General features: G+C 67.4%; 21 protein-coding genes and 1 tRNA gene. 9 read left to right on the top strand and 13 right to left on the bottom strand.

The window, feature by feature from the left end; genetic code table 11:
* Nucleotides 1-198: 198 nt before the first annotated feature.
* Nucleotides 199-269 (bottom strand) — tRNA-Gln (locus tag ACZK1G_RS21590).
* A 644-nt stretch (nucleotides 270-913) separates the two neighbouring features.
* Nucleotides 914-1870 carry an aldo/keto reductase gene (locus ACZK1G_RS21585; protein WP_049447040.1) on the bottom strand — a complete coding sequence of 319 codons (957 nt, stop codon included), beginning with the start codon at nucleotides 1868-1870 and terminating at the stop codon, nucleotides 914-916.
* Nucleotides 1871-2039: 169 nt separating this feature from the next.
* Between ACZK1G_RS21585 and ACZK1G_RS21580 the strand changes: the two genes are divergently transcribed.
* The 3 genes from ACZK1G_RS21580 (at nucleotide 2040) to ACZK1G_RS21570 (ending at nucleotide 3867) form a co-directional block, all read left to right on the top strand.
* Nucleotides 2040-2897 (top strand): class I SAM-dependent methyltransferase, encoded by an 858-nt coding sequence (locus ACZK1G_RS21580; protein WP_049447044.1) that lies wholly within the window; start codon nucleotides 2040-2042, stop codon nucleotides 2895-2897.
* A gap of 95 nt (nucleotides 2898-2992) precedes the next feature.
* A complete protein-coding gene (locus tag ACZK1G_RS21575; protein WP_233490814.1) occupies nucleotides 2993-3259 on the top strand; it encodes a hypothetical protein in 267 nt (88 codons plus the stop codon).
* A gap of 68 nt (nucleotides 3260-3327) precedes the next feature.
* Nucleotides 3328-3867, top strand: a complete 540-nt coding sequence (locus tag ACZK1G_RS21570) for a pseudouridine synthase (RefSeq protein WP_101766289.1) — start codon at nucleotides 3328-3330, stop codon at nucleotides 3865-3867.
* Nucleotides 3868-3960: 93 nt separating this feature from the next.
* Here the strand turns inward: ACZK1G_RS21570 and ACZK1G_RS21565 are convergent, their stop codons facing one another.
* Both ACZK1G_RS21565 and hrpB read right to left on the bottom strand, forming a co-directional pair.
* Nucleotides 3961-4335: a hypothetical protein gene (locus tag ACZK1G_RS21565; protein WP_005420251.1), complete on the bottom strand. Its 375-nt coding sequence runs from the start codon at nucleotides 4333-4335 to the stop codon at nucleotides 3961-3963.
* Between the two features lie 162 nt (nucleotides 4336-4497).
* Nucleotides 4498-7002 (bottom strand): ATP-dependent helicase HrpB, encoded by a 2505-nt coding sequence (gene hrpB / locus ACZK1G_RS21560; protein ID WP_101766288.1) that lies wholly within the window; start codon nucleotides 7000-7002, stop codon nucleotides 4498-4500.
* 67 nt (nucleotides 7003-7069) lie between these two features.
* Between hrpB and ACZK1G_RS21555 the strand changes: the two genes are divergently transcribed.
* The gene (locus tag ACZK1G_RS21555; RefSeq protein WP_101766459.1) at nucleotides 7070-7867 is read left to right on the top strand and encodes a TatD family hydrolase; all 798 of its coding nucleotides are present in this window, start codon (nucleotides 7070-7072) and stop codon (nucleotides 7865-7867) included.
* Nucleotides 7868-7943: 76 nt separating this feature from the next.
* Here ACZK1G_RS21555 and ACZK1G_RS21550 read toward each other — a convergent pair whose 3' ends face one another.
* From ACZK1G_RS21550 to ACZK1G_RS21530, 5 genes are all read right to left on the bottom strand, one after another.
* On the bottom strand, nucleotides 7944-8789 hold the full coding sequence (locus tag ACZK1G_RS21550; RefSeq protein ID WP_197622285.1) for a Rossmann-fold NAD(P)-binding domain-containing protein: 846 nt from the start codon (nucleotides 8787-8789) through the stop codon (nucleotides 7944-7946).
* Nucleotides 8790-8824: 35 nt separating this feature from the next.
* Nucleotides 8825-9763, bottom strand: coding sequence for a 2-dehydropantoate 2-reductase (panE, locus tag ACZK1G_RS21545; protein ID WP_101766286.1), 939 nt, complete (start codon nucleotides 9761-9763; stop codon nucleotides 8825-8827).
* 297 nt (nucleotides 9764-10060) lie between these two features.
* A complete protein-coding gene (locus ACZK1G_RS21540; RefSeq protein ID WP_101766285.1) occupies nucleotides 10061-10828 on the bottom strand; it encodes a hypothetical protein in 768 nt (255 codons plus the stop codon).
* Between the two features lie 329 nt (nucleotides 10829-11157).
* Nucleotides 11158-11949: an ABC transporter permease gene (locus ACZK1G_RS21535; protein WP_049443488.1), complete on the bottom strand. Its 792-nt coding sequence runs from the start codon at nucleotides 11947-11949 to the stop codon at nucleotides 11158-11160.
* Nucleotides 11946-12914, bottom strand: a complete 969-nt coding sequence (locus ACZK1G_RS21530) for an ABC transporter ATP-binding protein (protein WP_049443487.1) — start codon at nucleotides 12912-12914, stop codon at nucleotides 11946-11948. Before ACZK1G_RS21530 ends, ACZK1G_RS21535 begins: the two co-directional genes overlap by 4 nt.
* 84 nt (nucleotides 12915-12998) lie before the next feature.
* Between ACZK1G_RS21530 and ACZK1G_RS21525 the strand changes: the two genes are divergently transcribed.
* Nucleotides 12999-13748, top strand: coding sequence for a ferredoxin--NADP reductase (locus tag ACZK1G_RS21525; RefSeq protein ID WP_101766284.1), 750 nt, complete (start codon nucleotides 12999-13001; stop codon nucleotides 13746-13748).
* Nucleotides 13749-13823: 75 nt separating this feature from the next.
* On the opposite strand, the gene ACZK1G_RS21520 is transcribed toward ACZK1G_RS21525, so the two are convergent.
* From ACZK1G_RS21520 to ACZK1G_RS21510, 3 genes are all read right to left on the bottom strand, one after another.
* Complete coding sequence (locus ACZK1G_RS21520; RefSeq protein ID WP_014038895.1) at nucleotides 13824-14999, bottom strand: lytic polysaccharide monooxygenase; 1176 nt, start codon at nucleotides 14997-14999, stop codon at nucleotides 13824-13826.
* A 178-nt stretch (nucleotides 15000-15177) separates the two neighbouring features.
* Nucleotides 15178-16350, bottom strand: coding sequence for a lytic polysaccharide monooxygenase (locus ACZK1G_RS21515; RefSeq protein WP_101766283.1), 1173 nt, complete (start codon nucleotides 16348-16350; stop codon nucleotides 15178-15180).
* Between the two features lie 233 nt (nucleotides 16351-16583).
* Nucleotides 16584-17069, bottom strand: a complete 486-nt coding sequence (locus ACZK1G_RS21510) for a DUF1203 domain-containing protein (protein WP_049442826.1) — start codon at nucleotides 17067-17069, stop codon at nucleotides 16584-16586.
* A 155-nt stretch (nucleotides 17070-17224) separates the two neighbouring features.
* On the opposite strand from ACZK1G_RS21510, the gene ACZK1G_RS21505 reads away from it, so the two are divergent.
* From ACZK1G_RS21505 to ACZK1G_RS21490, 4 genes are all read left to right on the top strand, one after another.
* Nucleotides 17225-18427: a GGDEF domain-containing protein gene (locus ACZK1G_RS21505; RefSeq protein ID WP_101766282.1), complete on the top strand. Its 1203-nt coding sequence runs from the start codon at nucleotides 17225-17227 to the stop codon at nucleotides 18425-18427.
* A gap of 68 nt (nucleotides 18428-18495) precedes the next feature.
* Nucleotides 18496-20022: an alpha/beta fold hydrolase gene (locus ACZK1G_RS21500; protein WP_101766281.1), complete on the top strand. Its 1527-nt coding sequence runs from the start codon at nucleotides 18496-18498 to the stop codon at nucleotides 20020-20022.
* Entirely contained in the window at nucleotides 20019-20765 is a 747-nt protein-coding gene (locus ACZK1G_RS21495; RefSeq protein WP_014038890.1) for an ABC transporter ATP-binding protein, read from the top strand. Before ACZK1G_RS21500 ends, ACZK1G_RS21495 begins: the two co-directional genes overlap by 4 nt.
* On the top strand, nucleotides 20762-21946 hold the full coding sequence (locus ACZK1G_RS21490; RefSeq protein WP_014038889.1) for an ABC transporter permease: 1185 nt from the start codon (nucleotides 20762-20764) through the stop codon (nucleotides 21944-21946). Before ACZK1G_RS21495 ends, ACZK1G_RS21490 begins: the two co-directional genes overlap by 4 nt.
* Nucleotides 21947-21968: 22 nt before the next feature.
* Here the strand turns inward: ACZK1G_RS21490 and ACZK1G_RS21485 are convergent, their stop codons facing one another.
* On the bottom strand, nucleotides 21969-22679 hold the full coding sequence (locus tag ACZK1G_RS21485; protein ID WP_101766280.1) for a transposase: 711 nt from the start codon (nucleotides 22677-22679) through the stop codon (nucleotides 21969-21971).
* Nucleotides 22680-22773: the final 94 nt, after the last annotated feature.

Below are 22773 nucleotides of genomic sequence, written 5' to 3'. Positions count from 1 at the left end.
ACCGGCTCTGCTGCCATCGTCGTTCCCGGCAGGCAGCGCCGGTGCGGAACGTGGCTGGCAGTGGCGGCGGGCCGGGGCCCGGCGAGCGGTCCGTTGCCTTCCACGTTCCTGCCCGAAGGCGGTGTCCGTGGATGGCGACGATGGCCGCTGGGGCTTGCGCCCCGGGTGTTGCTTCAAGTCATGACGTGACAGGTCATGTGGTTGGAGTGGGAGTCGAACCCACGACAGACGGAATCAGGATCCGTTGCTCTACCCGACTGAGCTATCCAGTGGTGAACCGCGCGGAATCGAACCGCGTACCGGCGAACCGGTGCCTGCCCCCAGCAGGCGATCCAGGCGATGGCATGTCCGCGACCTCCGGCATACGCCACGGCAACGCCGCGCGCACCAGCCCGTGGTTGAAACGGGACCGTTGGAGAATCGAGGGTGCAGGCCGCCGACATTATCGCGAGCGATAATGTTTGGGTGCGATGCAGATAATGTCCAGGCGTCGCCACTCGCGGGAAGTAAATCCTCCGGCGGGGCGGAAAAACCTGGGTCAGTGAGCGGCGGGTTGCCGCGCGGGGTGCAGTTCTGGCATCGCGGGTCCTTGTGCCGACGCAAACGAAAACGCCCCCGGGACTTGCGTTCCGAGGGCGTCGTCAAGCCTCGGAGATCGGGGTGGCCGATCTCCGCAGGGCGGGTATCAGGCCGTTGTCAGCTGGACTTCCTTGCCGAACGCGCGCGCCAGCACGTCCATGCGCAGGCATGGCAGCAGTTTGGCGATGGCGACGGAATGCGCGTTCAAGGGAAGTTTCCAGTGGTTGTTGAAACGAGGTGCGCACGATAAACCACGATTTACTCGTGCGCAACCATTTTGTTCAATTATTTTCTTCGGCAGTGTGCGATGCCGGCCAGCGGCCGGCACTACACCTCAGCCTTCTTTGCTGGCGGCATCGAGTTGCGCGACATCCTGCACGCTCAGCGACACGTTGGCCGCCGCCAGCAGATCGTGGAGCTGCTCGACGCTGGTGGCGCTGACGATCGGCGCGGTGATCGACGGCCGTGCGATCTGCCATGCCAATGCAATCTGTGCAGCGCTGGCGCTGTGCTTGCTGGCCACGTCATCCAGCGCCTGCAGGATGCGCAGGCCACGCGGATTCAGATAGCGCTTCACCACGTTCTCGCCACGCGCCGGGCTCTTGGCTGCATCGGCCGGTGTGCGGTACTTGCCGCTGAGGAAGCCGCTGGCCAGGGCGTAGTAGCCGATCACGCCGATCTGTTCGCGCTGCACCAGCGGTTCCAGCTCCTTCTCGTAGCCGGCACGGTCGTACAGGTTGTACTCCGGCTGCAGGGTTTCGTAACGCGGCAGTTTGTAGTCGGTGGACACCTTCAGCGCATCGGCCAGGCGCGTGGCGCTGTAGTTGGAGGCACCGATCGCGCGCACCTTGCCGGCTTCGATCAGGCGGCCGAACGCGGCCAGGGTCGCTTCCAGCGGCGTCGACTCATCATCCTCATGGGCCTGGTACAGATCGATCACATCGGTCTGCAGGCGGCGCAGTGAATCCTCGACCGCGGCGTTGATGTTGTCCGGGGTCAGGCCGGGGCGCTCGGCCCACTTGGCCACCTTGGTCGCCAGCACCACCTTGTCGCGCTTGCCACTACGGGCAAACCACTTGCCGATCAGCGTCTCCGATTCGCCGCCGGCATTGCCCGGCACCCAGGCCGAATACACATCGGCGGTGTCGACCAGGTTGAAGCCGGCATCGACGAAGGCATCGAGCAGGGCGAAGCTGGCCTTTTCATCGGCGCTCCAGCCGAACACGTTGCCACCGAAGGCGAGCGGACGTACATGCAGGCCGGAACGGCCCAGTTCGCGGGTTGCCGTCATGGGCACGGACTCCTTGGGGGAAGTGTTCCAGAATAGAACGCGTTGTGTGACCGTGCTGCGGCGGCGACCACAAAACAGTGTTCCGCGATACGCACGCAGCTAACGTTTTGTGAACACCTGGGACGCCGCGGCTGCTAGTCTCGCCGCATCTTCCGCTGGAGTCGCTCCGATGATGCCTGCTTCGTCCCTGCGTGGTTGCCGCCTGCTGCTTGCTTCGGCCCTGCTTGCCGCTGTTCCCGCATTCGCCGCACCGGCCACGGTGGCACCGGCGAAGATCCAGGTCTCACCGGCCATCGATGCGGCGGTGAAGGCGTCGACCCGTGATGCCAACAACGTCAAGCGCGATGGCTTCCGCCATCCGGCGCAGACGCTGTCGTTCTTCAAGGTGACGCCGGAGAAGACCGTCATCGAGATCACCCCCGGCAACGGCTGGTACTCGGAAATCCTGGCGCCGCTGCTGCATGACAAGGGTCATTACGTCGCCGCCGTGGTCGATCCGATGGCGGTGCCCGAAGGCCGCGGCCGTGACTACCAGCAGCGCAGCCGCGACAGCCTGGAAAAGAAGTACGCCGCTGCGCCGGCACAGTTCGGCAAGACTGCGGTGGTGGCCTACGATCCGGCCAAGCCGGTGTTCGGCCCGGCCAGTTCAGCCGATGTGGTGCTGACCTTCCGCAACGTGCACAACTGGCGCAAGGCCGGCCAGGCGCAGGGCATGTTCCAGGGCTTCTTCAACGTGCTCAAGCCGGGCGGCGTGCTGGGCGTGGTCGAGCATCGCGCCAAGACCGATGTGGCCGACGACGATGACACCGGCTATGTCGGCCAGCAGCAGGTGATCGCGATGGCCGAAGCCGCCGGCTTCAAGCTGGACGCACGCAGCGAGGTCAACGCCAACCCGCGTGACACCAAGGACCACCCGAACGGTGTGTGGACGCTGCCGCCGACCAACCAGCACGACAAGGCCGACGATGCGAAGTACCAGGCGATCGGTGAAAGCGACCGCATGACCCTGCGCTTCATCAAGCCGTAGCCGGAGACGCCGGGCTGCGTCCGGTCAGCGCGCAGCGCGGTGTTGGATGGAATGGGTAGCCGCCGGGCAATGCCCGGCGCTGCCGTCAATGGAGTGTGCTGTTGAAGAAAGTGCTGTACTTCGCCTTCGCATTGATGGCGCTGCCGCGGTTGTACGACTTCGTGTTCCATGCGGGTCACATGCATGACCTCGTGGCGGCGGCAGGTTTTGCGGCGCTGCTCGTTGGTGGCCTCTGGGATGAGCGTGCGCGCAGGGCCTGCCCACCGGTAGCGCGGCTGCGGTACCAGGCCAACGCTGCCGCCACGTGCGGCGTCGTGCTGGTGCTCGTCGCGCTGTTGATGGAAAGGAAGGTCTTCGGCTGAGTAGCCGGTGATCGCGGCGGCGATGCGGGAATGGGACAATGCCCCACCCGCCGCCCGCCGTGCCCGCAATGCTGATCGCCTTCAACAAGCCCTTCAACGTGCTCTGCCAGTTCACCGACCGCAGTGTGCCGCCGCGGCCGACCCTGGCCGGGTTCGGCCTGCCGCCGCGCGTGTACGCCGCCGGTCGCCTGGACCATGACAGCGAGGGCCTGCTGCTGCTGACCGACAACGGCACGCTGGCGCACAAGCTGACCGACCCGAAGCACAAGGCTGACAAGACCTACTGGGTGCAGGTGGAAGGCATGCCCAGCGACGAACAGCTGCAGCAGCTGCGCGACGGCGTGGTGCTCAATGATGGGCCGACCCTGCCGGCGAAGATCGAACGCCTCGATCCGGCGCCGTCGCTGTGGACGCGCGATCCGCCGGTACGTTTCCGCAAGACCGTACCTGACAGCTGGCTGGCGATCACGATCCGTGAGGGCCGCAACCGCCAGGTGCGGCGCATGTCCGCGGCGGTGAACCTGCCGACGCTGCGGCTGGTGCGGGTGTCGATGGGGCCGTACCGGCTCGATGACCTGCAGCCTGGGCAGTGGCGGCAGATCGGTTGATACAGAAAGGGCCGGATACCTTCCGGTATCCGGCCCTTGTGTGGCTGATCGGGTCAGAGCCCTTCCTGCGGAAGGGATCCGACCCCGGCAGACTCACGCGTCGCTGCCGATATCGCTGTGCTCGTCCACGACGGTGTCGTTGCGGCGGTCGCGTGCGCTGATGCGCTGCGCCTGCCCATTCACCACGTGGCCATTGGCGGCCTTCTTCTTCTGCTGCTTGCGGTACAGCGCATAGCCGAGCAGGCCGACACCCACCGCTGCAGCGGCCACGGCCACTGCCGGATTGCGGCGCACGAACTTGGTGGCGGCCTTACCGCCGGTCTTCACTGCGCCGATGGCGGCACCGGTCTTGATCCAGTCCGCATTGCGCAGGCTGCCACCGGCGCTCTTCAGGCCATCGCCGGCGGTATGGGCCAGCTCCAGGGCGCGCTCCAGAGCGCGGTCGGTGATTACAGTCAGCTTGCTCATGCGGGGGGTCCTTTGCCTCGGGTCGAAGTCCAGTGTCGCGTGTTGCCCGTAAACGGTATGTCAGCCGGGGTGGCACGTGGTGTGACTCTACCCCAGCCATTCAGGATCAGGCAGGGTGGGGTCGGATCCCTTTCCCTTGGGAAAGGGCTCTGACCCCCGCCTTCAGGTGCCGCGCGGCTTGGCCCGGTGCGTGGCTGTGGCCGTCCACGGATCATCCGGCCATGGATGCCGCGGGTAGCGGCCCTTCATTTCCTTCTTCACCTCGGCGTAGGTGTTTTCCCAGAAATTGCGCAGGTCCTGGGTGACCTGCAGTGGGCGGCCTCCGGGGGACAGCAGGTGCAGGGTCAGCGGCACGCGGCCATCGGCGATGCGCGGCGTGTCGGCCAGGCCGAACAGTTCCTGCAGCTTCACCGCCAGCACCGGTGGCAACGGTTCGCCGCTCTCGCTGTCCAACGCATAGGTGATCGGCCGTTCCAGTCCGGACGGCACGGTAATGCGGGTGGGCGCATGTCGTTCAACCAGTTGCCGCTGCGACCACTCCAAGGGCGACTTCAGCGCTTCGCCGAAACTGGCCTCGTCCAGTGCGTCCAGGCGGCTCTTGCCGGCGAACGCGGGCTGCAGCCATTGCGCGCGCGTGGCCAGCAGGGCGTCGTCGCTGCAGTCGGGCAGGCCGAGCTCCGGCATCCAGCGCCGCAGCGATTCCACCCGTGCCTGCCATTGGCGCAGGCCTTCGGTCCACGGCAGCGCCTGCAGGCCGAGTTCAGCCACCGCGTCCGTCAGCGCCTGCGCGGCGTGCTGCGGATCGACCCGGCCGGCCGAGCGGCTGTCGAGCACGATGCGGTCGAAACGGGTCTCGCGCAGTGCTACCAGGGCGCGACGCTCGCTGTCCCAGCGCACCACGTCTTCGGTCACGAAGCGCTCCGGCCAGGCCTTGCGCAGCTGGCCTTCGTCCACTGGTGCGGCACGCAGCAGCAGCGCGTCGCGTGCCTCGAAGCGCAGTTCACTGGCTACCAGCCACGGTTCGCCTCGCAGGTCGCTCAGCTCGTGCAGGCGTGCGCTGCGGCCATTGGCCAGCAGGTAGCGCAGCGGATCGCTGGAATGCTGGACACCGATGCGGTCCGGGAATGCATGTGCGAGCAGGTCACCCAGCTCGTGCGCCTCGATGCTGGCCGGTGGCGCGGCATCGCAGCGCAGGCGACGTCGCCACTGCTTGGCGGCCGCATCGATGGCGGCCAGACCGCTGCGGTTGGCGTCGCCCGGCGCGCGGCCGTTGCGGAACGCGGCCAGCGCCCGCCAACGCGCGGCCAGTGCATCACCGCCCTGGCGCAGCGGATCGCGTGCCTCCAGCAGGGCGGCCAGATCGGCGGCCAGCGCCTGCGCGCGGGCATCGGGCGCGGCCAGCAGCATCGCTGCCATCCGCGGATGCGTGCCCAGTGCCAGCACGCGGCGGCCGAGCGCGGTGATCGCGCCGCTGCTGGACAGCGCGCCGAGCCGCTGCAGCAGTTCGCGCGCTGCGCCCATCGGGCCCGCCGGCGGCGGATCGAGGAAGCGCAGATCGCTGCTGCCCCAGGCCGCCAGCTCCAGCGCCAGCCCGGCCAGTTCCACCTGGTCGATTTCGGCGCGGCGCTGCGGCTCCAGCCGCTGCGACTGCGGCCACAGCCGCCAAGCGACGCCTTCGGCGACGCGGCCTGCGCGGCCCGCGCGCTGGTCGGCCGATGCCTGCGCGATGGCCACCACGTCCAGCCGGGTGAAGCCACTGTTGGGGTCGTAGCGCGGTTCGCGAGCCTGGCCACTGTCGATCACCACACGCACGCCGGGCAGCGTCACCGACGACTCGGCGACGTTGGTCGCCAGCACCACGCGACGGCGGCCATCACTGGCCACCTGCAGCACGCGCGCCTGCTGTTCCACCGGCAGTTCACCGTGCAGCGCCAGCACTTCGACGCCGGCATCCAGTGATTCCTGCAGGCCAGCCTGCACCCGCGCGATCTCGCGCTGGCCGGGCAGGAACACCAGCAGGTCACCGGGGTGTTCGGCCAGGGCCTGCTGCACCGCGCGGCGCACCTGCAGTTCCAGCGCCTCATCGCGGCGCGCCGGGAAATGGCTGATCGCCACCGGGTAGCTGCGGCCTTCGCTGCTCAGGCGCGGCGCATCCAGGAAGCGGGCCAGGCGCTCACCATCCAGCGTCGCCGACATCACCACCAGGCGCAGGTCGTCGCGCAGCTGTGCCTGCACATCCAACGCCAGCGCCAGGCCCAGATCGCCACTGAGGTGGCGTTCGTGGAATTCGTCGAACAGGATCGCGCCGACCTCTTCCAGCATCGGGTCGTCCTGCAGCATGCGGGTCAGGATGCCTTCGGTGACCACCTCGATGCGGGTGCGCGCCGAGACCTTGTTCTCGAAGCGGATGCGGTAGCCGACCGTGCCGCCGACCTCTTCGCCCAGCTGCCGCGCCATGAACAGCGCGGCGCTGCGCGCGGCGACCCGGCGCGGTTCCAGCAGGATGATCTTCCGCCCCTGCAGCCACGGTGCATCGAGCAGCGCCAGCGGCACCTGGGTGGTCTTGCCGGCGCCGGGCGGCGCCTCCAGCACCAGCCGCGGCTGTGCGGCCAGGTGCTGCTGGATCTGTGGCAGCAGCGGGGAGATAGGGAAGAGCGGGGCGTTCATGTGCAAAGGATAAGGGGCCACGGCGGGCGCAGGTACAATGCGCGGGCACTTTTCCCCCGCGATGACCATGCACCTGATCGATATCGGCGCCAACCTGACCCACGACTCCTTCGACCGCGACCGCGATGCCGTGCTGGAGCGCGCGCGCCAGGCCGGCGTGGTGCAGATGGTCATCACCGGAGCCAGCCGTGAGCACTCGCCACTGGCCCTGCAGCTGGCGCAGCAGCACCCGGGCTTCCTGTACGCCACCGCCGGCGTGCACCCGCACCATGCGGTGGAATACACCGAGGAATGCGACGCCGAGATGCGCGCGCTGCATGCCCACCCGGAAGTGGTGGCGGTGGGCGAGTGCGGGCTGGACTACTTCCGTGATTTCTCGCCGCGCCCGGCCCAGCACCGCGCGTTCGAACGGCAGCTGCAGCTGGCCGTTGACAATGGCAAGCCGCTGTTCCTGCACCAGCGCGAAGCGCATGCCGATTTCATGGCACAGATGAAGAACTTCGAAGGTCGCATCGGCCCGGCGGTGGTGCATTGCTTCACCGGTGAGCGTGACGAGCTGTTCGATTACCTGGACCAGGACTGGTACATCGGCATCACCGGCTGGCTGTGTGACGAGCGCCGCGGCGCGCACCTGCGCGAACTGGTGAAGAACATCCCGGCCAACCGCCTGATGATCGAGACCGACGCGCCGTACCTGCTGCCGCGCACGCTGAAGCCGATGCCGAAGGATCGCCGCAACGAACCGATGTTCCTCTCGCACATCGTGGAGGAACTGGCACGTGACCGTGGCGAGGACGTGGCGGTGACGGCGGCCAATGCGACTGCCGCGACGCGTACGTTCTTCCGCCTGCCCGACGCGGGTTGATTGGGTAGTGCCGGCCGCTGGCCGGCAGCAGCATGAACGCCGCAAACATCGCGCGATTGCCGGCCAGCGGCCGGCACTACCGGAGCAGGTCGCGCAGGCCCTCACGGTAGCTGGGGAAGCGCGGCTGCCACCCCAGTGCTTCACGCGTGCCGCGACTGTCGATGCGCTTGTTGCTCTCGTAGAAGCGGCGCAGCGTCTGGCTCAGTGCAGGGTCGTCCCAGGCCACGGCAGGTGGCATCGCAAAGCCGCCCAGCTGCGCGGCGAAGGCCAGTACCTCCTTCGGCGGTGCCGGCTCGTCATCGGCCGGCAGATACAGCCCATCCACGCACGGCCGCTGCATCGACGCGATAACGACCGTCGCCAGGTCATCCACGTGCAGTCGGTTGAACACCAGCCCAGGGCGAACTACGTGGCGTGCGCGGCCCTGTGCCAGCTGCAGCAGCGCATTGCGCCCCGGCCCATACAGGCCGGGCAGGCGGAACAGCGCCGATGCGATGCCGCGTTCTTCAGCAAGCGCACGCCATTGTGCTTCGGCCCGCAGGCGCCGCACGCCGGCTGCCTCAGTGGCATCGGCTGCACTGCGCTCGTCGACCCAGCCGCCAGCGCGGTCGGCATACACCGAGGTGGATGACAGATAGCCCACCCAGCGCAATGCCGGGCTGGCCTGCAGCGCGGGCAACAACAGGCGCAGTGCCGGGTCACCCTCGGCATCGGGCGGCACGCTGCACAGCACGGCCTCGGCCTGCGCGATCTCATCGAGCAGGGTAGGCGATGGCGTGGCATCGGCACGCAGCGCGTGGCGACGCAGACCATCGCGTGGTGCCGATGCTGGATCGCGTACGGTGCCGGCGACGTGTACGCCCAATGCCCGCAGATGTTGGGCCAGCACACAGCCGCTCCAGCCCATGCCAAGGATCAGCATCCGCGAGGGCAGCGTGCTGGCCTGCAACGTCTGGCTCACGCGCCGCGCAGTGCCTGGTAGGCCTGCAGGCTGCTGTAGGCGACCTGCAGCAGCAGGGCTTCCTGGTCGGCCTTGCGCGCGCGGGCCAGCATGTCGCCCACGATCTGTTCGGCCTCCACCTGCTGGCCGGCTTCCAGGTCACGCAGCATCGATGCCTTCAGTGCCGAGCCGGCCTGGGTCAGGGTGCCGCGCGCGGTGTCCTGCGCGGCCTCGGGAATCGGTTCACCGGCGGCCTCGGCCACGGCCAGGCATTCGTCGTACAGGCCACGCACGATGGCCTCGCCGTCATCGGTGGCGACGATGGTGCCGATATCCGCGCGCAGCAGGCAGGTGGCGGCGGCCAGGGCGGTCAGGAAGGTGTACTTGATCCATTGCTCCTGGCCGATGTGTTCGCTGGCCAGGTGATCAAGATCGGCCTGCGCACAGACCGCAGCGAAGGCGCGCACGCGTTCGGAGACCGCGCCGCCGTCGCGCTCGCCGAAGGTGAGCTTGGCCGGTTTACCGAGGTGCAGCACCGCACCGTCGGGCGCCTTGGTGGCGCTGATGAAGCACAGGCCGCCAAGCACAGCGTCGCGGCCGAAGCGCGCATCCAGTGCGTTGTAGTGATGCAGGCCGTTGAGGATCGGCAGCACGGTGGTGCCTGCGCCAACGGCTGGGGCAATGGCGTCGATCGAACTGGACAGGTCATAGGCCTTGCAGCTGAGGATGACCAGGTCGAACGGCTTCTGTGCGGCGAGCGCAGGCAGCGCGTCGGCGGTGACGTGCTGCACCGGGAAGCTGGCATCGCCGAGCGGGCTGCGGATGACCAGGCCGTCGCGATCCAGTTGGGCGGCACGTGCGGGGCGCACGAGGAAGGTCACGTCCACGCCGGCCTGGGCCAGGCGACCGCCGAAGTAACCGCCGGTACCGCCGGCGCCGAGGATCAGGATGCGCATTGCACGTTCACCGTTTTCTGGGGAATCAGGATTTCGATTGTGCCGGAGATTGCGGCCAACGGCGGTGCCCCTCGTGGTGGTTCGCGCAGTTGGTTTCATGAGCCGGGTCGTGTGCGCCGGGTTCGCGGGGGACGCCGTGAACCCGTCCATGGGGGCTTAGCCGCGCCATCCCTGGCGCGGATACCCCCGCGAGCCCGGCGCACACGACCCCTGACAGTTTCCGGGTGCGGCCACCACGGAAAGCAGATCAAGAGAGGAAGCGGGTCGCTCGCTGCGCGAGCTCGTGTAGAGCGGTGCTCAGGGCAGCTGTTCGCTGAAGTCTTCGGTGTAGCCCAGCAGCAGGGTAGTGCGGGAGACCAGCGTTGCAGCCAGCTTTGACCAGGTGTCGTGCGTTCCGGCCGCGTAGATGCGTTGCAGGTCCGCGACCAACGCGCTCGCCTCTGCAGGCGACGGTGCGCGGTCGCGCTGGAAGCCGAGCCACGACGCACCGAGTCCGAACAGGCGGTAGTCGTAGTGCTGCTGCAGGTGCCGGATCAGGGCGTGGTTCTGGAAGAGGTCCCAGTCCGCACTGAAGTAGCCATTGGGCAGGGCGGCGATCAGCAGGTCGTCACGTGTCACGGGCACCTGCTGCACGCAGACGACGTCGTCGACGATGAGATCCGGTGTCGCATTGGCGGCGACCAGCGCCTCGATGTCCTCGTCGCTGCACATCAACGTGCCCGCCAGCGCTGTCCACTCCAACCGATGCGTGGAATGCTCGAGCTGCGCGACCACATGCGCCAGCAACCGCTCGCGTGCCGCCAACGCATCTTCCGGCGTCGCCGGGTCTTCGTCCTCGTACAGCGCGATGCGCTCGTTGTCGGACGCATGCATGCTGGTGTAGCGGCACTGGCCGACATCGTCGAGCGTGCACAGGTAGCGATGGCGGGGATCGGCCACGTGCAGCAAGGCCAGGCAACCCAGCACCTCATCCAGCGTGGGCGCATCGCTCAGCAGGACATGGCTGAAGGCATCGATCGGGCCATCCGATACAGCCTTGTCCAACGCAATGGAAGTGATCTTCATCGCCACAGCCTAGCCGCAATCCGAAACGAAAAGAGCCAAGCATCGGCTTGGCTCTACAGGGAACGCTTCATCCACGCATGGCGTGGATCCATCGTGTCGACCAAGGTCGACACCCACCAACAGCAGCGGGAACCTGTCGAAGGCGGGGTGGGTCCGGTTGCGGGGGCGTGAGCCGCATGGATGCGGCGACCGAGCTTACATGGACGTACTTGCAGCGTCCCCCGCAACCGGACCCACCCCGCCATCCCACGGATAGTCAGCTTTTGCCGTTGCCGTTGAAGTTGACGTTGATTCGGCGGGTGCAGGGCCGCAGGCCCTGCAGGCACCCCTCAGCTGCGCATGCCCACGCCGCGACGCAGCAGCCACAGCGCCAGCGCCGTCAGCGCCACCACGAATCCGATCATCAACCCGTAGGCCACCGGCAGCGGCACGTCACTGCTGCCCAGCAGGCCATAGCGGAATGCATTGACCATGTAGAAGATCGGGTTCGCGTGGGTGGCCGCTTCCGCCCAGCCCGGCAGCAGTTGCACCGAATAGAACACGCCACCCAGGTAGGTCAGCGGGGTCAGGATGAAGGTCGGCACGATCGCCACGTCATCGAACTTCTTCGCATACACCGCGTTGATGAAACCGGCCAGCGAGAAGATCGTCGCGCCCAGGATCACCGTGGTCAGCATCACCAGCGGGTGCGGGATGCGCACCGGGGTGAAGAACATCGCGATGATCAGCACGATCACGCCCACCATCAGGCCGCGCAGCACGGCACCGGCCACGTAGCCCCACAGGATCACCCAGTTCGGCATCGGGCTGACCAGCAGCTCTTCCACGTGGCGGCCGAACTTGGCACCGAAGAACGAGGAACTGATGTTGCCGTAGCTGTTCTGGATCACGCTCATCATCACCAGGCCCGGCACGATGAACTGCATGTAGGTGTAGCCGCCCATGTCACCCACGCGCGACCCGATCAGGTTGCCGAAGATCAGGAAGTACAGGGTCATGGTGATCGCCGGCGGCACCAGGGTCTGGCCCCAGATGCGCATGATGCGGGCGACTTCGCGGCGCACGATGGTCATCAGTGCGATGCGGTTGCGCTGGCCGTCGGTCAGCTCGGTGGTGCTCATGCAGGCTTCTCCAGGTTGCCGGTGAGGCGCACGAACAGCTCCTCCAGGCGGTTGCTCTTGGTACGCATCGAACGCACGCGGATGCCGGACTCGTTGAGCGTGGCGAACACGCGGTTGAGGTCCATCGCGCGCGGCATGTCGATGTCCAGCGTATGCGGGTCCGGCGCGGTCAGGGTCGCGCCTTCGATCACCGGCAGCTGCGCCGGCAGGTCACCATCGATGTCCAGCAGGAAGCCTTCCACGTCCAGCTTGGCCAGCAGGGTGCGCATCGGCCCCTGCTCGACGATCTGGCCATGGTTGATGATCGCCAGGTGGCGGCACAGGTACTCGGCTTCTTCCAGGTAGTGCGTGGTGAGGATGATCGTGGTGCCGGCAGCGTTGATCTCCTTCAGCACGCGCCACATGTCGCGGCGGATCTCGATGTCCACGCCGGCGGTCGGCTCATCCAGGATCAGCAGGCGCGGGCGGGTCATCATCGCGCGGGCGATCATCAGCCGGCGTTTCATGCCGCCGGACAGCGTACGGCTCATCACCTGCGCCTTTTCCCACAGGTGGGCCCGCTTCAGTTCCTCTTCGGCGCGCTGCTCGGCTTCCTCGCGCGGCACGCCGTAGAAGCCGGCGTAGTTCACCAGGATGTCGAAGGGCTTCTCGAACAGGTTGAAGTTGATTTCCTGCGGCACCAGCCCGATCAGGCGCATGGTGGCGCTGCGGTTGCGAACCAGGTCGCTGCCGAACACCTCCACCTTGCCCTCGCTGAGGTTGACCAGGGAGCTGATGATGCCGATCAGGGTCGACTTGCCGGCACCGTTGGGGCCGAGCAGGGCGAAGAAGTCGCCCGGGGCCACTTCCAGGGAAACCCCCTTCAGGGCCTGGGTGCCGTTGTCGTAGGTCTTGCGCAGGTCGCGCACGCGCAGGGCGGGCGCCATATCGTTCTGGGATGCCAAGCTCGAAGCCTTCGCGCCCATGGGCTGGCGCTGGAGAGGGGCGGGGAGGGGCTATTATAGAAGACCCCGAGGGCTTGCCCCGGCTACACACTGTCCCGAAAAGTCGTGCCTGTTCAATTCCCCCTCAAGCTGGTCGGCTGCCGCATGCTGGCCCCGACCGTCGGCCACTACCAGTTCGTGCGTGACGATGGACAGCCGCTGGATTTCCAGCCCGGCCAGTTCATCCAGGTCCATTTCAGCTACGCCGACGGCACCGAAACCAAGCGCAGCTACTCGCTGGCGACCATCCACGACCACGCGCTGGGCCCGGGCGAGGCGGTGGATATCGCAGTCAGTTTCGTGCCCGGTGGCGCCGCCACCGCGCTGTTCGAGGCGCTGGAGCAGGGCGGCCAGATCAGTGCGTCCGGCCCCTACGGCCGGTTCTGCCTGAATCCCGGTGACCACAACGCCCGTTACCTGCTGATCGCCACCGGCACCGGCGTTACCCCGTACCGCTCGATGCTGCCGCTGCTGGAAAAGGCCATGGCCGAACGCGGCGTGCAGATCGTGCTGCTGCAGGGCGCGCGCAGCCCGGGCGAGCTGCTGTACAGCGAAGACTTCTACAGCTTCGCCGAAAAACACCCGAACTTCCGTTATGTTCCGTGCCTGTCGCGCGAACTGCCGGTCGATCCGCACCCGGACGTACAGCACGGCTACGTGCAGCAGGCGCTGTCCGGCTTCACGCCGGACCCGGCCACCGACATCGCCTACCTGTGCGGCAACCCGGACATGGTCGACGCCTGTGCCGAACTGCTGAAGGCCGCCGGCCTGGGCAATCCGCAGATCCGCCGCGAGAAGTACGTCAGCAGCAAGTAAACCAGGGTAGTGCCGGCCGCTGGCCGGCAACCCCATGAACCGGAGGCGGCATCGCGCCGCCCCCGGTGCCCTGCCTCAGTACGCGATCCAGGCGTCGCGCCAGGCAAAGCCGGTGCCCGGGCGGTAGGCATCGGCGTTGATATTGCACCAGGCGCCTTCCGGGAACGGGCGGCAGGCGTACAGCTTGCCGTCGGTGCCCTTCACCACGGTCTCGCCCGGCTTGTAGCTGCCGAGGCCGGCCGGATACACGAAGTCGAAGTCGCCGCCCGGCGGATCGACCGGATCGATCGGGCCGGGCCCCGGCACCTGGGTTTCCAGCTGGAAGCGGTTGCCCGGCTTCAGGTACACGCGGTTGTCGGTGGCCGACGCGACCGGCGTGATCACGCCGTTCTTCATCACACCCACGCGCGCGTGCTGTGCGCTGGCGTTGACCTTGCGGGCCAGGGCCAGCGGCCACTGCGTTGGGCTGGTCTGGCCGGTCGCCAGCTTGGTTTCCACACGCTCCAGGTCATTGCCGTTGGCATTGAACACGCGCAGGGTCACGGTGCTGTCCACGTCCAGCGCACCATTGGCGGTCACCGCGCCGGCATCCTGCCACTGCGGCGGCGGAACCACGCCACCGCCACCTTCGAAGCGCACGTCCATGCAGGTGTAGAACGCTTCCTGCGAATCCGAGCGCTGCCAGGTGTTGTAGATGATGTGCTGGCCACTGCGCTTGGGCAGCGGACAGTCCAGCTTGTAGACACCGCCTTCGGACAGCGGCACGTTGCCCAGGGTGCAGAATTCCTGCAGGTCGGCCCAGCGCAGCGGGCTGCCCGGCTGCCAGCCATCACGGGTGACGTAGAACTTCCACTCGCGGGTGGCGTGCGGCGCCGGCGCCCGGAATTCGAAGGTGTAGCGGCCGCGCGAATCGGCGCGGACCGGCGTGGTCGGCCAGTCGCTGCGGTTCAGATCGAGGCCGCGGTACTTGGGGATGCTGGCACTGCACAGTTCGCCATCACGCACCAGGTCGCGGTGGTTGCCATTGGCGTTGCCGTGGGCGATTGCACTCCAGTCATAGAACGGCTGCGCGCCGCCGATGGCCTTGGCCGCGGCACAGGCCGGGTTGGTCGGGTTTTCCGGATTGCCTTCGTGGCACTGCTTCACGCGGCTGAGCGGCTTGGTCATGGTGCCGTGGGCGAAGGCGCTGCCGGACAGGGCCAGGCCGGCAACGACGGACAGAGCGAGGACTGCCCGATGGGACAGGTGCATGCAGGAACTCCTTTGCGAAGTGTGGGAAACCTCGCGCAGTCTTCACATGCAGGCCCGTCGGCAACATCGGATAAGTTCGAATTCGATGACGGCCGTGTTCGATCTGCAACACGGTGCTCACTGTGCCGTTTTGCAGGCAGAAGGCGGTGCACGCTGCACCGCCTCCCGCGTCACCGCCTCAGTACGCGATCCACGCATCGCGCCAGGCCGCACCCACGCCCGGCCGGTACGCCTCGGCGTTGACATTGCACCATGCACCTTCCGGGAACGGGCGGCAGGCGTACAGCTTGCCGTCGCTGCCCTTCACCACGGTCTGGCCCGGCACATAGCTGCCGATGCCCGCCGGGTACACGTGGTCGAAATCACCGCCCGGCGACGGCGTGCCCGGGTCCGGCACCTGGGTGTCGAGCTGGAAGCGGTTGCCGTCCTTCAGGTACACGCGGTTGTCGGTGGCCGAAGCGGAGGGTGCGATCACGCCGTTGTTGAGCACGCCCACGCGCGCGTGCTGGGCACTGGCATTGACCTTGCGGGCCAGCGCCAACGGCCACTGCGTGGCCGCAGTCTGGCCGCTGGCCAAGGTGGTTTCCACGCGTTCGACATCATTGCCGTTGGCGTTGAACACGCGCAGTGCCAGCGTCGTGCCCACCGGCAGCTCGCCGCGTGCGGTGACCGGGCCGGCATCCTGCCACTGCGCAGCGGGCGGGGTGCTGCCGCCGCTTCCTTCAAAGCGCACGTCCATGCAGGTATAGAACGCCTCGGTCGAATCCGAGCGCTGCCAGGTGTTGTAGATCACATGCTGGCCGGTGCGCTGCGGCAACGTGCACTGCAGCTTGTAGGTGCCATCGGCCGACAGTGGTGTATTGCCCAGCGTGCAGAACTCCTGCAGGTCGGCCCAGCGCAGTGGGCTGCCCGGCTGCCAGCCTTCGCGGGTGACGAAGAAGCGCCAGTCGCGCGTGGCGTGTGGTGCGGTCGCCTTGAACACGAAGGTGAACCTGCCATTGGCATCGGCCTGGATCGGCGTGGTCTGCCAGTCACTGCGGTTCACATCCAGCCCGCGGAAGGTCGGGTTGTTGCCGCTGCACAGCTTGCCGTCGGGCACCACGGCCTGATGGTTGCCGTTGGCGTTGGCCTGGTTGATGCCGTTCCAGTCGTAGAACGCCTGCGAACCGCCAATCGCTTTTGCAGCGGCACAGGCCGGGTTGGTCGGGTTCTCGGGATTGCCCTGGAAGCAGGCATAGACACGGCTGACCGGCGTGGTCATGGTGCCGTGGGCGAACGCGCTGCCGGCCAGGCACAGGCCCGCAGCGGCGAACGAGGTGGCCAGCAACAGCGGTGTGGATCGGAATGACATGGCGCATCCTTGTGATCGTCGAAAGGGAACGGTGACCGCAGGAGCTGCGCTGCGCGGCGGACTTCCGGCGGCACCACGGCGAGTATCGAGTCGCGCTGCAGGCGACGGAACTCTCGCAGTACCGATCCGTGACTGCGCATGTGAAGCCCTTCCCGCAGGCTTCACGCAGGGCTGAACGGATGCGCTGGACGTCACGTGACCGGCGTGGCATCGATCACGTCATGGAGATCACGCTACGCAGTCTCGGCACCCACCCGATCTGCCTGGCACGAGAAACAGCCATGCGCCGCGTTGTGCAGCTGGACAAACGCCACCGACGGGTCGGCGAACAGGGCATCCAGGTGGTCCGCCACCTCGGTGCCCGCACAGACCTGGGCACCGCACATCAGCGCGGCGTGGTCATAGGCACGCACCGAAATCATCCGGCGCTGTACATACGGGGGCACTTCGCCCGGCGGCAGGACGCAACGGGTCACGCCGCGCTGCACGAAGATCGGGCCGGCGGCGCGGTACGGCGAATGCAGCGGCAGGTGGACGTGGGACAGCAGGAGCAGTTCGCTGCCAGGTGCGGGATCGCTCAGGCTGATCCGGCAGGGATGGCCGCCATTGGCGCCGGCCCAGCGACGCTGGATGCCGCGCGCGGCGAGCGCGCTGTCGCTCATCTCGAACAGGTGCAGGAACGGGCGGTGGTCGATGCCGCCGAGGTACCACGCGTGCATGGGCGTCTCCTTGGGTTTTCCGCGGATTGTGCGCATGCGCCGGTCGCCATGCTCGCCGTTTTCAGACCCCACACCGGCATCGGGCAGGAGGACGCCACGGGGATCGCGCAACAAGGCGCTAAGATGCGCGCGCCGCCCCGGCCGACGAGCGCCGCATGTCCCTGGATTTCCCCACCATCACCGTGCTTGGCTTCCTGCTCTGCATCGGCATTGCCGTGGGGTTCTCGCTGTTGCTGGTCGTACTGCGCGGGCAACCGGTGCTGCGGCAGTGGACCATCAGCCTGTGGCTGCTGACCCTGGGGGTGACCCTGCTGGCCTTGCGGCCCTACCTGCCACTGGTCCCGGCGGTACTGGCCGGCAATGCAGCGATGGCCGGCTGCGGGCTGATGATGCTGCGCGGCGTAGCCCTGCATCTGGAGCAGCCGTTGCCGCTGTGGCGGCCGTTGCTGATGGCGGCCGCGTTCATGGCCTGCATCTTCGCGTTCCTGGTGCTGTGGCCGAACCTGGCCCTGCGCCTGCAGGTGTTCAGCGTGTTCGCACTGATTGTCGATGGCTGGATCGCCGGGTTGCTGCTGCGGCATGCGCCGCCCCAGCAGCGCACCAGCTGCCGCCTGGCCGCCACCGTGTTCCTGGCGGAGGCCGCTCTCTATGGGGGGCGCCTGTTCCTGCCGGTGGCACCGGATGCCGGGGAGGACATCATGCGCACTGGCTCGCCGATGTTCGCCACGTACATCGCCGGGGTGATGCTGGAACTGGCCCGTTGCTTTGCGATGGTGCTGCTGCTGGTCGAGCGCATGCTGGTCGACCTGCGCCATGCCGCCCGTACCGATGGCCTGACCGGCCTGCTCAACCGCAGCGCGGTGCTGGCCGACGGCCAGGCGCAACTGCTGAAGCTACGCCGGCAGCGCCGCCCGCTGGTGCTGCTGCTGATCGACGTGGACCACTTCAAGAAGATCAATGATCGGTGGGGCCACCTGGCGGGCGACCAGGTGCTGCGCCATTTTTCGGCGACGCTGCAGCACTGCGTGCAGGGCCACGAGCACCTGCTGGGCCGTTACGGCGGCGAAGAGTTCGTGCTGGTGCTGGCCGGAAGCACGCGCGACGATGCGGTGGAGCGGGCCGCCGCGATCCGCGCACGCCTGCAACAGCGGCCGGCAGTGCTGGCCGAGGGACGGGTGCCGGTCACCGCCAGCGTCGGTCTTGCGATGGATGCAGGGCAGGGCGATCTGTCGACCCTGCTGGCCGCCGCCGATGCCGCCCTGTACCGGGCCAAGGCCGAGGGGCGGGACCGCCTGGTCTGTGCGCCGTCGGTGGCGGATTCGTCATTGCCCATCGCCGTTGGCGCGCTGCCCGTGTAAGTTGGGTCACATCTTCCGCGGCAGCCCGTCGTGGTCGACAGGAACGTCCTCCAGGGGAAACGAGCACGATGCAAAGACACCACCTCGCGCTGGCCGGGATGCTGGCCAGCCTGATGATTGCCGGGTGCAGCCAGCCACCGCCGGCCGACGCCGGAAGTGCCAGTGATGCACCCAGCCGTCGTTTCGGCACGATCGACTTCCAGCCCTGCACGCTGTCCACCGAAGGCGCCAGCGCCAACGTGGAGGCGCAGTGCGCCACCCTGCAGGTACCGGAGGACCGGGCCCAGCCCGATGGCCGCCGGATCGGCCTGCGCATTGCCTGGCTGGAATCGGGCAGCAGCGGTGCCAGCCAGCCCGACCCGGTGTTCTTCCTGGCCGGCGGCCCCGGCCAGGCGGCCAGCGAGGTGGCGGTCATCGTCGATACCGCGCTGCGCCAGGTGCGCAAGCAGCGCGACGTGTTCCTGATCGACCAGCGCGGCACCGGCGGCTCCAACCCGCTCAGCTGCCTGGGCGCGGACGGCAAGGCGCTGCAGATGGACGAGAATGCAGCGCCTTCCGAGGCATCGCTGCGCGAATACGCCCAGCGCTGCGCGGCGTCGCTGCAGGGGCGTGCCGACGCGCGCTTCTACACCACCACCGAGGCCATCGCCGATCTGGACGCGGTGCGTGGTGCGCTTGGCGTGGATCAGGTCAACCTGGTCGGCGGCTCCTACGGCACCCGTGTGGCCCAGCGCTATGCCGGCGCCTATCCGCAGCACACCCGCAGCATCGTCATCGATGGCGTGGTGCCGAACGAGCTGGTGGTCGGTGGTGACTTCGCGACCACGTTCGAGGATGCGATCGCCCTGCAGTCGGCGCAGTGCCGCAAGGACGCCGCGTGCAGCAAGCGTTTCCCGGCCGATACCCGCGCGCAGCTGCGCAGCGTGGTCGATACCCTGCGCCGTGCACCGGTCTCGGTCGAATATCGCGATCCGGGTACCAACGCACCGCGGCAGGATGTCCTGACGCCGGACAGCGTGGTCGGCCTGGCCTTCGCCTTCTCTTACGTGCCGCAGTATTCCTCGCTGCTGCCACTGGTGCTGGATGAGGCCGCACACGGTCGCTACGCACCGCTGGCATCGCTGGCGCGGGGCGCGAACCGCAGCATGGATTTCCAGATCAACCGCGGCATGCAGTGGTCGGTGATCTGCAGCGAGGATGCACCGCGCTACCACGCGCCGGCCGAGGACCCCGAGCGGCTGTTCGGCAACGAAGTCGCCAGTGCCTTCTTCGCGGCCTGCCCGGTGTGGCCGCACCGTCCGGCGCCGGCAACCGATGCCGTGCCGCTGCGCAGCGACGTGCCGGCACTGCTGCTGTCCGGTGAACTGGACCCGGTGACGCCGCCGCGCTACGCCGCACAGGTGCTCAAGGGCCTGCCCAATGGCCGTGCGCTGGTCGCCCGTGGCCAGGGCCATGGCACGTTGACCGCCGGCTGCATGCCGCGCCTGCTCGGCCAGTTCATCGACAAGACCGATGCCAAGGCACTGGATGCCGGCTGCCTGGACACGCTGAGCTACGTGCCGGCGTTCACCTCGTTCAACGGATGGGAACCATGATCGTCGCCGACAACCTGCACAAGGCCTTCGATACCCGCACGGGCCGCATCCAGGCGGTCGCCAACGTCGGCTTCCGCGCCGGGGATGGGCGGATCACCGGCCTGCTCGGCCCCAACGGTGCCGGCAAGACCACCACCATGCGCATGCTCTACACGCTGATGACGCCCGATCAGGGCAGCATCACCGTCGATGGCATCGATGCGGCGCGCAATCCGGTGGAGGTGCGTCGCCACCTCGGCGTGCTGCCTGATGCGCGTGGCGTCTACAAGCGCCTGACCGCGCGCGAGAACATCGCCTATTTCGGCGAGCTGCATGGCCTGTCGGCCGAGCGCATCCGCGAACGCATCGAGGTGCTGTCGCACGCGCTGGACATGGGCGACATCCTCGACCGGCAGACCGATGGCTTCTCGCAGGGCCAGCGCACCAAGACCGCGATTGCCCGCGCGCTGGTGCACGACCCGCGCAACGTCATCCTCGACGAACCGACCAACGGCCTGGATGTGATGACCACGCGCGCGCTGCGCCGCTTCCTGCTGGGCCTGCGCGAAGAGGGTCGCTGCGTGATCCTGTCCAGCCACATCATGCAGGAGGTGGGTGCATTGTGTGACCACATCGTGATCATCGCCAAGGGCACGGTGATGGCCGCCGGCAGTGCCGACGAACTGCGTGCGCAGGCCGGTGAAGCCAACCTGGAAGATGCGTTCGTGAAACTGATCGGCAGCGAAGAGGGCCTGCACGCATGAGCATGATGTCGACCCTGATGACGGTGATGCGCAAGGAACTGCGCGACCTGTCGCGTGACCGCCGCACGCTGCTGCTGACCCTGCTGTTCGGGCCCCTGCTGTACCCGGTACTGCTGCTGGGCATGGGCAAGCTGGCCGAGAGCCGGGTGCGCACCCAGATCGAAGAGCCGTTGCAGATCCCGACCATCGGCGCGGAGAACGCACCGAACCTGGTGCGCTTCCTCGCCGCACAGGGCCTCAATGCCGCACCGGCACCGAAGGACCTGGCCGAGGCCATCCGCACCCAGGACATCGATGTGGCGCTGCGCATCAGCGATGACTTCGGCAAGGACTGGGCCGATGGCAAGCCGGCACTGGTGGAGGTGATCAAGGACAGCACGCGGCGCGCTGCCGAAGTACCTGGCGCACGCCTGGAAGCAGCACTGGCCACCTACAACGGCCAGGTCGGTGCACTGCGCCTGATGGCGCGCGGCATCGACGCACAGGTGGCACGTCCGCTGGACGTGGCGCGCCAGGACCTGGCCAGTGCCGAAGCCAAGCGCGGCATGATCCTGTCGATGCTGCTGCCGGTCCTGCTGACGCTGACCTCGTTCATCGGTGGCGCCTACCTGGTGATGGATGCCACCGCCGGCGAGCGCGAACGGCAGTCGCTGGAACCACTGTTGGCCACGCCGGGCTCGCGCAGCGCGATCGTCAGCGGCAAGATCGCTGCCGCATGCGTGGTCGGTTTCGTATCGCTGCTGCTGACCCTGGTCGCGTTCAAGGTGAGCGCGCAGATCGCGCCCGGCAATATCGGCCGCCAGTTCAACATGAACGTCGGATCGATGCTGCAGATGCTGCTGGTGATGTTGCCGATGCTGCTGATCGGCACCTCGCTGCTGACCTTCCTGTCGGCCGCAGCCAAGAGCATGAAGGAAGCGCAGAGCCACATGACCTGGCTGATGCTGTTGCCGATGCTGCCCGGCTACGCACTGGTGGCCTATCCGCTGAAGAGCGAGATGTGGCAGTACGCCGTGCCGTTCCTGTCGCAGAACCAGATGCTGCTGAAGGTGATCCGCCACGAGACGATCACCCCGGCGGTCTGGGCGATCTACCTCGGCGCCAGCCTCGGCCTGGCCGCGGTGCTGTGGTTCGCCGCCGTGCGCCGTTACCACAACGAGCGCCTGGCGATCTCCGGCTGACCCGAAAAGGGGACGGAGGGGATTAAGTCGTTTCTGCCTCCCCCGTCCCCTCCTTGCGCGGGCGCCCTCGTTTGCGTATCGCCACGGGGCGCCCCAGCGTCTGCTCCACCATCCGCAGGAATGCAGCGTCCCCCATCGGGCGTTGCCTGGCGCTGTGGTTGCGGATTGCGGGCAGGTCTGCGGATGCATTCACATCGCGCAGGAATTCGGCATACAACCTCGCCCTCTGCCGAGCGGTTCCTGCAAGTGCTTTGAACGCGGGATGCAGGGTGAGCATTGGATCATCCCGTCGTCGAAGGTTGCCGTGCACGCTGGACCACGGATGATCTTCGGCGCTGACAGCAATCCCGGCGCGAACCGGATTGCGTTCGATGTAGCGGTATACGCTGAGAAGATAAGCGTCGCTGTCGATCATCGAGGAATGGAAGCGCCCCTGCCACAGAGGCCCACTGCGTCCGTGCCGCTGGTTGAAGGCCTGCACGCAGTTGTTGCCGTGCATGCGCATTGCGCCCGCCAGTCCCTGCTGTGTGGAAGGCGTGGCCAGCAGGTGGATGTGGTTGCCCATCAGTACATAGGCATGCAGTGCGACGTGGTGCTTCAGGAATGCGCTGTGCAACAGATGCAGGAACAGTTGGCGATCGATGTCGTCGATAAAGATCGCACCTTTGTTCACACCGCGCTGGATCACGTGATAGGCCTGGCCTGCCAGCATCAGGCGTGCTTGTCGGGGCATGGGATTCGGAGGCTGAAAGGGGCCTCAGCCTGTCATCGCGGCCGCGGAGCGGGGCATCAGGCAACGCCGCGAAGCAGTGTCGGATGAGTCAAAA

This window comes from Stenotrophomonas sp. 109824_Sma, assembly GCF_056480025.1.
The sequence above is the reverse complement of the archived record's forward strand: the minus strand, read 5'-3'. Positions and strand labels throughout refer to the sequence as shown.